Source organism: Mesorhizobium sp. M0062 (assembly GCF_040323125.1).
Taxonomy (GTDB): Bacteria; Pseudomonadota; Alphaproteobacteria; order Rhizobiales; family Rhizobiaceae; genus Mesorhizobium.
On the sequence record NZ_JAMYUO010000029.1, the window covers coordinates 35,174 to 48,840 of the forward strand.

Genomic DNA, 13,667 nt, shown 5'->3' on the forward strand with positions numbered 1-13,667 from the left:
CGGCGCGTTCGTTTCTGCTATGAAGTGACGAAATTGTGTCGCCTGAGTTCCGTCTGTAAAACAGCGGCCGTCACATTTTTGCGGTTTTCCTCCGCTTGTGCTTGCTTGCGGGGGCCGGCAACCCACCTATAGCAGGTGTTTTGGCGGACAAGGGTTTATTAGAAGTCAGTCATGCTTGCGCGATCGAACGAACCGACCAACGCCGATGCGGCCTTGGCGCCCACGGCGCCAGCGGGCACGCGCGGCGACGCCTTCGACCGCGCCCAGCGCCACTCGCGCCGCGTGCGCGTGCTTAAGTTTGCCGTGCCGGTGCTTGCCGCCGGGATCGCGGTTGCGTTTCCGGTCTATTCCTATCTGGCGGCGCCGATCAACATTTCGATACAGGCAGACGGCACCGCTTTCGCGGATGGCAAGCTGGTGATGGCCAATCCGAAGCTCAACGGCTTCACCAAGGACAAGCTGCCCTATTCGCTGACGGCCTTGCGCGCCATTCAGGATGTCGGCAAGCAGGACATCATCGAACTCGAAGGCATCCATGCCAAATTGCCGCTGACGGCCGACAATGTGGCGACCGTCGACGCCAAGCGCGGGATCTACAACAGAAACGCCAACACGATGGACATGACCAGCGACGTTACCGTCACCACCACCGACGGCGTCGCTGCCATCTTCAAATCGGTCTTCCTCGATATGGGCAAAGGCTCTATGAAGACAGGTGATGCGGTCGATGTCAGCCGTAACGGCTCGCGGATCACCGCGGGTTCAATGTCGGTCGAAGACAATGGCAAGGTCATCGTTTTCGAGAACAAGGTAAGCGTTCACATCGATCCGGCCACTATGAAGGCGGCAGAGGCAAAGAGCGGAGAAACGAATGCGTCCCAGTAATTCGGCACGGCTTGTCGCCGCAGCTTCGGCCTTGCTGTTGCTGGGTATGGCGCCGTCCTGGGCTCAGTCCAGCGCCAGCAGCCAATCCGGGCTCAAACTGTCGGGCGACCAGCCGATCCAGATCGAGAGCGACAAACTTGAGGTCCGCCAGGCCGACAGCATGGCGCTGTTCAGCGGCAACGTCACCGTCACGCAAGGGCCGACGCTGCTCAAGGCCGGCAGCATGGAGGTCTACTACGTCAAGGACCCCAACGCCGCCAAAGGTGCTGCCGCCGGCGCTTCGGCGATGACCGGTTCGGCCAATATCGACCATCTGGTGGTCAAGAACAAAGTCTACATCAAGTCGAATGACCAGATCGCCACCGGCGACAACGCCACGTTCGACATGAAGACGCAGGTGCTTGTTCTGTCGGGCAAGGAGGTCGTCTTGTCCCAAGGACCCAACGTCCTCAAGGGCTGCAAGCTCACCGTGCAGATGAAAAGCGGCCTTGCTCAGGTCGATGGCTGCGGCGGGCGCGTCATCATGTCGATGACGCCGCCACCGAAATCCGAGGCCCCGAAGCCCGAATGACTGGCGTGTCTTCGCTGCTGACCCGCCTTCCGGGACGGGCGGCCAGTAAACTTGCAGCACCGGCCACAGTCACCGTTGATTCCTCGAAGTTCAAGGGCACCCTGATCGCCAAGGGTCTGACCAAGAGCTACAAGGGCCGCAAGGTGGTCAGCGGTGTCACCATCGGCGTGCGCGCCGGCGAGGCTGTCGGGCTGCTCGGGCCGAACGGCGCCGGCAAGACCACCTGTTTCTACATGGTCACCGGCTTGGTGCCGGTCGATGAGGGCACGATCGAGATCGACGGTTTCGACGTCACCTCGATGCCGATGTACCGCCGCGCCCGCCTCGGCATCGGCTATTTGCCGCAGGAAGCCTCGATCTTCCGCGGCCTGAATGTCGAGCAGAACATCCGCGCCGTGCTCGAAGTGGTTGAGAAGGACCGCAAGGTGCGCGAGCGCAATCTCGACGAACTGCTCGAGGAATTTCACATCAGCCATCTGCGGAAGTCGCCGTCCATGTCGCTGTCGGGTGGCGAGCGGCGGCGTCTTGAGATCGCCCGAGCTTTGGCGACGCGCCCGGCCTACATGCTGCTCGACGAGCCGTTCGCCGGCATCGACCCGATTGCCGTCGCCGACATCCAGCAGCTGGTTCGTCATCTAACGGCGCGCGGCATCGGCGTGCTGATTACCGACCACAATGTGCGCGAAACGCTCGGCCTCATCGACCGCGCCTACATCATCCATGCCGGCCAGGTGCTGACTCATGGCCGTGCCGACGAGGTGGTGGCGAACCCCGATGTGCGCCGGCTCTACCTCGGCGAAGGTTTCACGCTCTGAGCGTGAAATTTGTTTCCTGACGTGATTTTTGCCGCCCCGCCGGGCTTTTTTCTCCGATTTTGCGTGAGATAATGCTTCGGTAGGGGCCTTTTGCCATCGTTCGCCTTGACAAGCAAAAGCCGGGCCAGTTTCTATGGAAGGTCGGAAAAATTCATTTTCCGGCAGCTTCTGATGTGTAGGCTTCCGGGTGCAGAAGGGCGTTTGAAACCGAACCATGGCGTTGGCGGCGAAACTACAGCTACGACAATCCCAGTCGCTGGTGATGACGCCGCAGCTGATGCAGTCGATCAGGCTGTTGCAGCTCACCCATGTCGAGCTCGACCACTTCATCGACGACGAGATCGAGCGCAATCCGCTGCTGGAGCGCGCCGAGCCCCAGGATGACGCCGCAAGCGACCAGGTGCAGAAGGGCGATGCCGCTCCTGAGCCTGCCGCCGATGGCGACTGGTTCGAAAACGAGACGGCGTGGAGCGCCGAAGCGATCTCCGACAAGCTCGACAGCTCGCTGGAAAATCTGTTCCCCGACGATCCCGGCACCAGCGAGCGGCTCGGCCCGGACCTGACGGCGCAGTGGAAGTCGGCCACCGGCAATAGTTCGTCCGGTTCTTCCGAAGGCTTCGACGTCGGCGACATGGCAGCCGCAGCGATCACGCTGCGCCAGCATGTTGGCGAGCAGATCGCGCTTGCCTTTGCCGATCCGGCCGCAAGGCTGATCGCAGCCGAACTGGCCGACGGCCTGGACGAGGCCGGCTATCTGCGCGCCGATCCCGCCGAGATCGCCAAACGGCTCGGCGCCGATCAGGCGATGGTGGCCAATGTGCTGGCAGCCTGCCACACATTCGAGCCGGTCGGCCTGTTTGCGCGCGACCTTGCCGAATGCCTGTCGCTGCAGCTTGCCATGCGCGATCGTCTCGATCCGGCGATGAAGACGCTGATCGGCAACCTAGAACTCCTGGCGCGGCGCGATTTCCAGACGCTGAAGCGGCTTTGCGGGGTCGACGAAGAGGATCTCCTCGACATGCTGGCCGAAATCCGCGCGCTCGACCCGCGCCCGGGCATGGCGTTTTCGGGCGGCGCCAGCGACGCCATCGTCGCCGATGTCGAAGTCCGCGCCGCCAATGACGGCAGCTGGACGGTCGAGCTCAATGCCGAGACGCTGCCGCGCGTGCTTGTCGATCACATCTATTTCGCCCAGGTCTCGCCGCATGCGAAGAATCAGGCGGAGAAGGATTTCCTGGCCGAATGCCTGCAGAATGCCAACTGGCTGACGCGCAGTCTCGACCAGCGGGCAAAGACGATCCTGAAAGTGGCGTCGGAAATCGTGCGCCAGCAGGACGCTTTTCTCGTCCATGGCGTGCGTCAGCTCAGGCCGCTCAACCTGCGCACGGTGGCCGATGCCATCGGCATGCATGAATCGACCGTCAGCCGGGTGACGGCCAACAAATACATGCTGACGCCGCGTGGCGTGTTCGAGCTGCGTTATTTCTTCACGGCTTCGATCGCGGCGTCGGGCGGCGGTGATGCGCATTCCTCGGAAGCGGTGCGCGACCGCATCAAGCAGCTGATCGACGAGGAAAAGCCCGCCGATGTGCTGTCCGATGACGCAATCGTCGACATGTTGAAGGAAAGCGGCGTCGATATTGCCCGGCGCACGGTGGCCAAGTACCGGGAGGGTATGAATATTCCGTCGTCGGTGCAGCGGCGGCGTGAAAAGCGCGCTCTGGCGAGCGCGGGGCGCTAGCTCTGCTTGCCCGACAAGGGCTTTTGCTATGGCTGGATTCCACAACTTTCCGACCTTAAAGCGCATCGCGCTGAAACGGATTCATACGACGCGCTTTAAGTCTTTGTTTTTATGCATGTCGTTGTCCCAGAACCGCAGCGCACTTCTGGGCGACATGCATTAATTGACAAGCTGCAATGAAGTGTCTAGAAGCCCGCCCGCATGAGACGGGCTCGCGGCCCGCATGCGGATGGTCCGTCACGACGAAGGCCACGGGACGGCCAAGAAGGCGGATTGTGATCAACCGGAAAGTTCGGATCTAAAATCGGCGCGAGTTGACGCCGCAAAGCTTGTGCGCACGGATCACGAGTATAAACTCTGGCCAGTTTGAAGCCTGAGCAAGGAAGGTCAGTTTTCAGATGAAATTGCGCATATCGGGTAAACACATGGATATCGGCGATGCGTTGCGTACGCGCATTACCGATCGTGTCGGCGAGGCGATTGGAAAATATTTCGATCGCGGTTTTTCAGGGCACGTCACGGTCATCAAATCGGGGTCGCGTTACTCGGCCGATTGCATGATCAGGCTGGATTCCGGCGCTTCGCTGCAGGCAACCGGCGATTCCCAGGATCCGACACTTGCCTTCGAGGCGGCCGCGGACCGCCTCGAAACCAGGCTGCGGCGCTACAAACGCCGTCTGAAATCGCACAATTCAGGCAATGGAAATGGCGAAATCACCGACATCGCCTATACGGTAATGGCGCCGCTGACCGATGACGATGAGGACATTCCGGAGGACTACGCCCCGGCCATCGTCGCCGAATCAACCATGACGCTGCAGACCATGTCGGTGGCGTCGGCGGTTATCGAACTCGACACCAAGGACAGCCCGGTTTTCGTATTCCGCAACGCCGGAAACGACCACCTCAACATCGTCTATCGGCGGCCGGACGGAAATATCGGCTGGATCGACCCGTCGACGACCAAAGTCGCACAGGCGTGACGACAACGACAATGGTCGCACAGGTGACGGCAATGGTCGCACAGGGATAATAGCCAGCCGCGCGAGGGGCGAGGACTGGCGACGGCAGGCGAATAAGGGATTTCAAATATGGATCTGAGCGATCTTCTCAACGTTCCGGCGATCTTGCCGGCGTTGAAGGCGAACTCCAAAAAGCAGCTTCTGCAGTTGCTGTCCGAGAGAGCGGCGGCGATTTCCGGCATTCCGGAGCGCGAAGTGTTCGACACCATCCTGCAGCGCGAACGGCTGGGCTCCACCGGCGTCGGCAACGGCATCGCCATTCCGCACGGCAAGCTCGCCGGGGTGAAGCGCATCGCCGGCGTCTTTGCCCGGCTGGAGACGCCGGTCGATTTCGAGGCCTTGGATGACCAGCCGGTTGATCTGGTGTTTTTGCTGCTGGCCCCGGAAGGCGCCGGCGCCGATCACCTCAAGGCACTGTCGCGCATCGCCAGGGTTTTGCGCGACGCCGACACGGTGGCCAAGATCAGAGGCACGCGCGACGCGGTCGCCATCCACGCACTGCTTTCGGACACGCAGGCCTCGCACGCCGCCTGAAGTTCTTCGGATTTAAGTCTTCCAGGGGCCGCCGAAGGCGGCCCTCTCCATTTCAACCGCCAGCAGTCGCCTTAGTGAATGGCGACAGTGGTCAGGTCGTTTTCCATGGCGCCGGCCAAAGCCCGGTCTTTCGCATCCGAAAGCAGGATCGGCTGGCCGTTGGCGGCAAACAGGGCCCACAGGACCATACCAGGCGCTATTTCGCCGAGGTTGGGGAAGCGCCCGAGCAGCTCGTCGCTCGAGACCTTGCGGAGATAAGCGACCGAGCCTTCGCCGAGATGGGCGAATTCGCCGCTGGTCATGGTGATGGTTTCGTCAGTTCTGGTCATTTCAAGCCTCCTTGGCGCGAGGACGCCGCTCAAGGCCATCCCGCATGAGAGCCATCGGTAAAGATCAGTCTTTCACCGATATATTTATTTTCCGTACCAGCCGTTCGGTATCCGGCCGATCGAGATCGATCGACAAAAGGCCGTTCTTCAGTTCCGCTGCGATCACCCGCATGCCGTCGGCCAGCACGAAACAGCGCTGGAACTGGCGCGCGGCGATGCCGCGGTGGAGGAATTCGCGCTCGGTGTCGTCGGTTTGACGGCCGCGCACGACCAACTGGTTTTCCTCCGTGGTGACATCGAGATCGCTTTCGGCGAAACCCGCGACAGCCAGCGTAATGCGCAGCCTTTCGGCCTTGCCGTCAGCACCGCTGAGGCGCTCGATGTTGTAGGGAGGATAACTGTCACCGGATTTCGCCAGTCGTTCCAGGGTCTTTTCCATGGCATCGAAACCAAGGAGAAGCGGGCTGGAGAAGGGCGTCATTCGGCTCATGTTACACTGTCCTCTTTGGAGCGACATAAACTGGAAAAACCCGGATGGCATTTTTCCCGATGGTCTTGATATGGTCCGCGCCGCGGCCAAGTTCAAGCCGCCGAACACCCCCGCCAAAAAGACTCCCCCGCATAAGGAAATGAAATGCCCCAGACCCGCAAGATCATCATCGACACGGATCCCGGCCAGGACGATGCCGTCGCCATATTGCTGGCGCTCGGCAGCGCCGAGCTGGAGATCGTCGGCATCTCTGCTGTTGCCGGCAACGTGCCGCTGAAATTGACCGAAAAGAACGCCAGGAAAATCTGCGAACTGGCCGGCCGGCCCGACATCAAGGTCTATGCAGGCGCCATCCGCCCGTTGGCGCGCGAGCTGGTCACCGCCGAGGAAGTGCATGGCAAGACCGGCCTCAACGGCCCGCAACTGCCCGATCCGAAGATGAAGCTGCAGGGCCAGTATGCGGTCGACTTCATCGTCGAGACGCTGATGAAGGAAGAGGCCGGCACGATCACGCTGTGCGCGCTCGGCCCGCTCACCAATGTCGCGCTGGCGCTGATCCGTGAGCCGAAGATCGCGCCGCGCATCAAGGAAATCGTACTGATGGGCGGCGGTTTCTTCGAAGGCGGCAATGTCACGCCGACCGCAGAATTCAACATCTATGTCGATCCGCAAGCCGCCGACCTGGTGTTCAAATCCGGCATTCCGATCGTCATGATGCCGCTCGACGTCACCCACAAGGCGCTGACCACGGCCAAGCGCACGCAGGCCATCCGCCAGCTCGGCACCCGGGTCGGCACCGCGACGGCCGAGATGCTGGAGTTCTTCGAGCGCTTCGACGAGGAGAAATACGGCACCGATGGCGGCCCGCTGCACGACCCCTGCGTCATCGCGTATCTGTTGAAGCCGGAGCTGTTCAAGGGCCGCAACTGCAACGTCACCGTCGAAACCACCTCCGAACTCACCATGGGCATGACCGTGATCGACTGGTGGGGCGTGACCAAGCGGCCGAAGAACGCCATGGTGATGCGCGACATCGACCATGACGCCTTTTTCGCGCTTCTGGTGGAGCGGTTGGCTCGGCTTTAGCTCTGTCTTTCCTTTCTCCCCATTGTGGGTTCCGAAGGGACGGGGCGAGACAAGTGGCTCGCCCCCGGGCGGTGTCGCCGAAGGCGACGGATGTGGGGTGTTCCAGGGAACGCCCACGTCTCACTCCGCTGGAACACCCCTCATCCGTCTCGGCGCTATCGCGCCGATCCACCTTCTCCCACAGGGGAGAAGGAAGGCGCCGCCGCCGTTCACTTTGCAAATCGATAGAAGACCATTCCATTCTCGCGCGTGACGCGCTCCATGTTTGCCGTCGCGCCGATCAGATGCGGCCGGTCGTCATCGACAAGAATGGACGAACCGCTTTCGAGCGAAACCAGATAAAGGGTGTGGTCGTGGTCCGATTGGGCGCTTTTGACCGTTGCGTGGATTGGCTCGACTGACCGGATGGGGCTTGCATCATTCGTCCATTTGTAGAGCGCCGAAGGAACCATCATCGCGAACATGGCGACGATCAGGACCACGCCGGGCGCGTTCCTTTTCAAATCCCTATAAGTCCATGACATTTGAAAGAATCCCCAGCACAAAGTCATGTGGTGGCGTGGAGACTGACTTTCAATCAGCCTTCACGTACGGGCTCATTCTGCCGTTGGAAACGACCGTCCACGGTTGTTACTTCGCCTTCGAAAAAGCTAGCCACAGGCCGCCGCCGACCAGAAAGCTGCCGCTGATCCTGGACATCAGCTTGATGCGGCTGGCCGAGAGCAGGCGGCCGGCGCGGCTGGCGGCGAGAGCATAGGTGGAATCCGAGACGGCGGCGAAGATCATGGCGGTGAGGCCCATGACGACGATCTGCAGGGTGTAATTGCCCTGCGGGGCGATGAATTGCGGGAAGAAGGCGCCGAAGAACACCAGGGTCTTGGGGTTGCTGAGCGCCACCAGCAGACCCTGCAGGAAGAAGCCGCCACGCGGCTTTCTCGCCGTGCCGTCGGCGTTCAGCGTGCCCTTGGCGCGGAACATCTGCACGCCCATCCAGATCAGATAGGCGGCGCCGATCAGACGCACCCATTCGAACCAGTGGCCCATGCCCGCGATCAGCGTGTTGAGGCCGATGCCGACGATGGCGATCATGATGGCAAGCCCGGCCTGCGTGCCGGCGACATTGGCAAGCCCGGCTCGCGCGCCGTGGCGGATGCTGTTGGCGATGATCAGCGTCACCGTCGGACCGGGCACCAGGATGATGACGATGCAGGCAAGGACATAGGCGGCGTAGAGTTCCAGCGACATGGGGATTTCCTCGAGGATGCGCTTAGGCGGCTGGCTGCAATCAATGCATGGCGCCGGGGCTGGTGCAAGCCGTCGCAGACCGTGCCGCCCCTCGCGTCAGGACGCCCCCGCCTGCCAAGGCAAGGTCGCCTCATAGGCCGCGCCGGCCCTGAGCACGGCGAGGTCGCCGCGCGGGCGTCCGATCAGCTGCATGCCCATGGGACGGCCTTTGTCGTCGAAGCCGACCGGCACATTGAGCGCAGGACAGCCGCCGAGCGTGGCGAAGGCCGAAACCTGCATCCAGCGATGGTAGCTGTCCATCGCCCGCCCGGCGACCTCACTTGGCCAATGCGTGTCGACGTCGAAAGGAAACACCTGCGCAGTCGGCAGCGCGATGAGATCGAAGTGCTCGAACAGCGACAGCAGCGTCCGGTGCCAGGCGGTGCGGATGACCGAGGCCGCGCGGATTTGCGGCGCCGTCAGCCGCATGGCGTTCTCCACCTCCCAGACGGCTTCCGGCTTCAGCAGGGCGCGCTTGTGCGGGTCGTCATAATGGACTTTCAGCGCCGAGCCGCTGCTCGCCTGCCGCAGCGTCACGAAGGCTTGCCACAGTGCCTCGAAATCGAAATCCGGCAGCAAGGGCTCGGTCAGGAAGGATGCCTCCGCGAAGCGGCCGAGTGCGGCCTCGCACAGATCGAGGATGCCAGGCTCTACCGGCAGGTGACCGCCGAGATCACCGAGCCAGCCGACGCGGCCGCCGCTTGCCGGCGTTGCCAGCCCTTCGAGGAACGAGCCGGGTTTCTCCCAAGACAGCGGCGCGTGCGGGTGGTAGCCCGCCTGCACATCGAGCAGCAGCGCCATGTCGCTGATGCTGCGGCCCATCGGCCCGTCGATGCCCATCTGGGCATGAAAGACTTCGAGGTCCGGCCCACCGGGGACAAGGCCCTGCGACGGGCGGAAGCCAAAGACATTGTTCCACGCCGCCGGATTGCGGAGCGAGCCGCCGAAATCGCTGCCGTCGGCGACCGGGACCATGTCGAGCGCAAGGGCGACCGCTGCGCCGCCGCTCGAGCCGCCGGCGGTCAGCGCCGGATCGAACGCGTTCAGCGTCGGTCCGAAAACATTATTGTAGGTGTTGGATCCCAGCCCGAATTCGGGAACATTGGTCTTGCCGATGATGATGGCGCCGGCCTTGCGGATGCGCTCGACGAAGAAATCATCCTCCTGCGGCACGAAATCGGCGAAGATCGGCGAGCCGAAACTGGTCCTCAAGCCTCGCGTCATGGCGAGGTCCTTTATCGCCACCGGCAGGCCAAACAGCGAGCCGGCCGGCCCGCCTTGCGCCAGATCGGCGTCCGCCGCGTCGGCCTCGCGCAGGATGTCGGAGCGCTCGCGCAACGAGACGATGGCGTTGACCAGCGGGTTTGCCGCGTCGATGCGGTCGAGGAATGCGGCGACCAACTCGCGCACGGACAGGCGGCGCAGCCGGATCGCCTCGGCCAGGTCGACAGCGGACATCCGGCAGATGTCGCCGGCGGGGGGCACGGCGTGCTTCGTTGCGGGGCGCAGGGCTGTCATCCGGCGTTGTTGCGCAGGGCGGTGTCGACATCCGCCGCCAGCGGGATGGCCGGCTGGGCGCCGGGCTTCAGGCAGGCGAGCGAGCCGGCGGCTGCGGCGCGAGTGAGAGCCTGCTCCAGCGGCAGGTTGGACGCCAGCCCGGCAGCGAGATAACCGCAAAAAGTATCGCCGGCCCCGACCGTGTCGACCGGCGTGATTTTCAGCGCCGGCACGGTCAGGAAATCCTCCGGGGTCGCCGCCAGCACGCCGTCGCCGCCGAGCGTGACGACGATGGTGCGGCCGGTTTTGCCGGCGAAGTCGCGCATGCGCGCCGGGCGGTCGCGGCCTTTCAGCGACAGCGCCTCGCCGTAAAGGTCGAATTCGGTTTCGTTGGCGACGGCGTAGTCGGCCTTGCCGAGCAACGCTGCCGCCTCGCTACGGAACGGCGCGGTGTTGAGCACGGTGACCGCGGCGGCGGCGCGTGCGGCGTCGAGCGCTGCATCGACAGTCTGCAACGGGATCTCGTGCTGCAGCAGGACGACGTCGCCCTTCGCAAGGAAAGCCTTGGCGAGATCGCCGGGCAGCACCGAATCATTGGCGCCCGGCACCACGGCGATGACATTCTCGCCATCGGCGCCGACGAGGATCAGCGCCGTGCCGGTGGAGGCGAAGCTCTGGCCGACGCCGGAGAGATCGACCTTGCCGGCCACGAGCAAAGCGAGGGCTTCGGTTGCGAAATTGTCCTTGCCGACGGCGCCGACCATGCGCACCTTGGCGCCGGCGCGCGCCGCAGCCAGCGCCTGGTTGGCGCCCTTGCCGCCGGGCGCGGTGGTGAAGCCGGAGCCGCGGACCGTCTCGCCCGGCGAAGGCAGGCGGTCGACATTGGCGATAAGGTCGAGGTTGATCGAGCCGACAACGATGATCAAGAAAGCCTCCTGCGGAATGCGCGGGAAGCTAACCTGTAAGCCGGCGGCTTGCCAGAGCGTGCGGATGTTTTGCGCCGGGAGCTCGCAAAAAGAAAAACACCGGCGAAGGGATTTCGCCGGTGTTGTTTGATGCGGGCAGCTTCAGGACGCGGTCTGGCCCGCTTCCCAACCGAGGATGGCGCGTTTGCGGGTCAGGCCCCAGTGGTAGCCGGTGAGTGCGCCGGACTTGCCCAGCGCCCGATGGCAAGGGACGACGAATGACAATGGGTTGGCACCGACCGCCGCCCCCACCGCCCGGCTGGCGTTTGGCGCGCCGATCCTGGAGGCGATCGAGGAATAAGTGCAGGCCTTGCCCATCGGGATCCTGAGCAGCGCGTCCCAGACGCGCAGCTGGAAGTCGGAGCCGATCATCACCACGCGCAGCGGCTGGTCGGCGCGCCACAATGTCGGATCGAAGATGCGCGCCGCATAGGGCTGGGTGGCGCTCATGTCCTCGACATAGGTGGCGTTCGGCCAGCGGCCCGACATGTCGGCGAAAGCCGCCCGCTCGCCGCCCGGATCGTTGAAGGCGAGCCCCGCAAGGCCACGGTCGGTGACCATGATCAGGGCGATGCCGAAGGGCGAGATGTGGTAGCCGTAGCGGATGGTCAGGCCAGCGCCGCGCGTCTTGTAGTCGCCCGGCGACATCGCTTCATGGGTGACGAACAAATCGTGCAGCCGGCCGGGGCCGGACATGCCGAGTTCGAACGATGTTTCGAGGAGCGGCATGCCGGAATCGAGCAGTTTGCGGGCATGGTCGAGGGTGACCGCCTGCAGGAAGGCTTTTGGCGACAGGCCGGCCCAGCGGGTGAACAGTTTTTGCAGGCCCGTGGGTGTCTCGCCGACATCGGCTGCCAGGGCTTCCAGCGAGGGCTGGTCGCGATAGTCGAGGCTGATCTTCTCGATGGCGCGGCGCACGACCTCGTAGTCGCTGCCCTCGGGGGTGATGTCGTGCTGCAGGATCGCTGTCGGTTTCATCTGCGTATTCATGGTCATCTGGGCGTTCATGGCAATATCTCCTTGACCGCGAATATCGGTCTTTCCGCCCCTTGCAACCACCCGAAACTTGCCTTGTTGCCGCCTGTTCCCAGATAAATACTGGATTGCGCCCCGGGAGATGCCAATGGCCGGCGAAAGGGTGAATCTGAGCGGAGCAAGGGAGACCTTGCTGATGACGCTTTATGGCAAGGCACTGGAAAGCCGGCTGCCGCATTCGCTGCTCGGGGATCGCTTCGCCGACGAGGCCGTGCGCAAGATCGACTATGATTTCTCGCGCCTCAAGGTCGACACCAATCTCGGCATCGGCCTGGCGATCCGGGCCAAGACGTATGATGTCCGCGTTCAGGATTTCATCGCCAGAAATCCCGGCGCCATCGTGCTGCATCTCGGCTGCGGGCTCGATACGCGCATTTTCCGTGTCGATCCACCCGAATGCGTGGAGTGGTTCGATGTCGATTTTCCGGATGTCATCGCGCTCCGGCGCAAGCTTTACCCGTCCCGGGACCATTACCACCTCGTCGGCTCTTCGGTAACCGACCCAGACTGGCTGGCAGAAGTGCCGCGCAATCGTCCGGCCGTCGTGGTGATGGAGGGGTTGACGCCTTATCTCCCGGTAGAGGAGGGGCCACGGCTGCTGTCACGCCTTGTCGCGCATCTTGCCGGCGGCGAGCTGATGTTCGACGCCTACAGCCACTTCGGCCTGAAGATGCTGCGCCTCGATCCGACCATCAGGGCGACGGGCGCCGAGGTTCACTGGGCGATCGACGACCCGCAGGTACTGGAGCGTGCCGTTCCGAAGCTGCGCTTTGTCGACGATATCTCGGCCTACAGCGCGGAACGCACAGCGCATATGAGCTGGTCCGCAAAACTGTTCATCGGGCTCTGGAGACACATTCCCGCATTGCGCAAGGTCGGCAGGATTTTACGCTACCGGTTCTGACGCGCCGGCTCTAACGCGTCCTGGCTTTTGTCAGAGCACGTGAAAATGCAGTGGCAAAACTCTCGCGGGAGTCAGGGTCCAGGAATGACCCGATCGGCACATTCTGTCCTTGTGCTTCCACCGTCATCCTGGTGATGCCGATCTCGGCATGGCGCGCGACGGAAAAGCGCGCCCAGAACGGGTTGAAGCGATGCGCTTCCGACTTTCCCGAGGGCGCCGTCTTGCGGATGTCGAGGCTGGTGCGCGACACCGACACTTCCTCGCGGGCACGGGCGGCACGATAGTTGGCGCGGAAGGCGATGTAGACGGCGATGACGTCGAGGCCGAAGAAGCCGAACACCGGCCAAGCGCCGCGCGACAGGAAAAACGCCCCGGTCACCACCCAGCCGAACAGCAGCGCGCCCATCAGCACGGCAAAGCCGGTGCGGCCCAGCGAGCGGTGCGGTGTCAGCAGCGCCTGGAAGAATGGCTCGTCGGCCTGAAACGAGGCGTTTGTGTCGCTCATCCCA

Annotated in this window: 16 protein-coding genes; 8 read left to right on the plus strand and 8 right to left on the minus strand. The window is 63.1% G+C overall.

The features are described from left to right. Nucleotides 1–171 precede the first annotated feature (171 nt). From lptC to ptsN, 6 genes are all read left to right on the plus strand, one after another. Nucleotides 172–885, plus strand: coding sequence for an LPS export ABC transporter periplasmic protein LptC (lptC, locus tag NKJ64_RS25975; protein ID WP_023669748.1), 714 nt, complete (start codon nt 172–174; stop codon nt 883–885). After that, complete coding sequence (locus tag NKJ64_RS25980) at nt 872–1,456, plus strand: LptA/OstA family protein (protein WP_023683069.1); 585 nt, start codon at nt 872–874, stop codon at nt 1,454–1,456. The genes lptC and NKJ64_RS25980 overlap by 14 nt, the downstream gene beginning before the upstream one ends. Continuing rightward, nucleotides 1,453–2,271: an LPS export ABC transporter ATP-binding protein gene (lptB, locus tag NKJ64_RS25985; RefSeq protein ID WP_023669746.1), complete on the plus strand. Its 819-nt coding sequence runs from the start codon at nt 1,453–1,455 to the stop codon at nt 2,269–2,271. The genes NKJ64_RS25980 and lptB overlap by 4 nt, the downstream gene beginning before the upstream one ends. Nucleotides 2,272–2,485: 214 nt before the next feature. Further along, nucleotides 2,486–4,012, plus strand: a complete 1,527-nt coding sequence (rpoN, locus tag NKJ64_RS25990; protein WP_023683070.1) for an RNA polymerase factor sigma-54 — start codon at nt 2,486–2,488, stop codon at nt 4,010–4,012. Nucleotides 4,013–4,410: 398 nt separating this feature from the next. Then, nucleotides 4,411–4,995, plus strand: coding sequence for a ribosome hibernation-promoting factor, HPF/YfiA family (hpf, locus tag NKJ64_RS25995; RefSeq protein ID WP_023751408.1), 585 nt, complete (start codon nt 4,411–4,413; stop codon nt 4,993–4,995). Between the two features lie 108 nt (nt 4,996–5,103). Further along, the gene (gene ptsN, locus NKJ64_RS26000; protein WP_023669743.1) at nt 5,104–5,568 is read left to right on the plus strand and encodes a PTS IIA-like nitrogen regulatory protein PtsN; all 465 of its coding nucleotides are present in this window, start codon (nt 5,104–5,106) and stop codon (nt 5,566–5,568) included. A gap of 71 nt (nt 5,569–5,639) precedes the next feature. Here ptsN and NKJ64_RS26005 read toward each other — a convergent pair whose 3' ends face one another. Together NKJ64_RS26005 and NKJ64_RS26010 are read right to left on the minus strand one after the other, a co-directional pair. Continuing rightward, entirely contained in the window at nt 5,640–5,897 is a 258-nt protein-coding gene (locus NKJ64_RS26005; protein WP_023683072.1) for a BQ00720 family protein, read from the minus strand. A 64-nt stretch (nt 5,898–5,961) separates the two neighbouring features. Beyond that, entirely contained in the window at nt 5,962–6,387 is a 426-nt protein-coding gene (locus NKJ64_RS26010) for an Hsp20 family protein (RefSeq protein ID WP_023669741.1), read from the minus strand. 144 nt (nt 6,388–6,531) lie between these two features. Here NKJ64_RS26010 and NKJ64_RS26015 point away from each other — a divergent pair, with 144 nt between their 5' ends. Next, entirely contained in the window at nt 6,532–7,473 is a 942-nt protein-coding gene (locus NKJ64_RS26015; protein ID WP_023698210.1) for a nucleoside hydrolase, read from the plus strand. A gap of 209 nt (nt 7,474–7,682) precedes the next feature. Here NKJ64_RS26015 and NKJ64_RS26020 read toward each other — a convergent pair whose 3' ends face one another. The 5 genes from NKJ64_RS26020 to NKJ64_RS26040 form a co-directional block, all read right to left on the minus strand. Then, nucleotides 7,683–7,955, minus strand: a complete 273-nt coding sequence (locus NKJ64_RS26020) for a hypothetical protein (RefSeq protein ID WP_245261353.1) — start codon at nt 7,953–7,955, stop codon at nt 7,683–7,685. Between the two features lie 148 nt (nt 7,956–8,103). After that, nucleotides 8,104–8,718 (minus strand): LysE family translocator, encoded by a 615-nt coding sequence (locus NKJ64_RS26025; RefSeq protein ID WP_023728526.1) that lies wholly within the window; start codon nt 8,716–8,718, stop codon nt 8,104–8,106. 96 nt (nt 8,719–8,814) lie between these two features. After that, nucleotides 8,815–10,275 (minus strand): amidase, encoded by a 1,461-nt coding sequence (locus NKJ64_RS26030; RefSeq protein ID WP_352463572.1) that lies wholly within the window; start codon nt 10,273–10,275, stop codon nt 8,815–8,817. Continuing rightward, on the minus strand, nt 10,272–11,180 hold the full coding sequence (locus NKJ64_RS26035) for a ribokinase (RefSeq protein WP_023714115.1): 909 nt from the start codon (nt 11,178–11,180) through the stop codon (nt 10,272–10,274). Before NKJ64_RS26035 ends, NKJ64_RS26030 begins: the two co-directional genes overlap by 4 nt. Before the next feature lie 141 nt (nt 11,181–11,321). Then, on the minus strand, nt 11,322–12,227 hold the full coding sequence (locus tag NKJ64_RS26040) for a methylated-DNA--[protein]-cysteine S-methyltransferase (protein WP_023669734.1): 906 nt from the start codon (nt 12,225–12,227) through the stop codon (nt 11,322–11,324). Between the two features lie 115 nt (nt 12,228–12,342). On the opposite strand from NKJ64_RS26040, the gene NKJ64_RS26045 reads away from it, so the two are divergent. Beyond that, on the plus strand, nt 12,343–13,158 hold the full coding sequence (locus NKJ64_RS26045) for a class I SAM-dependent methyltransferase (protein WP_023828333.1): 816 nt from the start codon (nt 12,343–12,345) through the stop codon (nt 13,156–13,158). Nucleotides 13,159–13,168: 10 nt separating this feature from the next. Here NKJ64_RS26045 and NKJ64_RS26050 read toward each other — a convergent pair whose 3' ends face one another. Then, nucleotides 13,169–13,663 (minus strand): DUF2244 domain-containing protein, encoded by a 495-nt coding sequence (locus NKJ64_RS26050; protein ID WP_023669732.1) that lies wholly within the window; start codon nt 13,661–13,663, stop codon nt 13,169–13,171. Nucleotides 13,664–13,667: the final 4 nt, after the last annotated feature.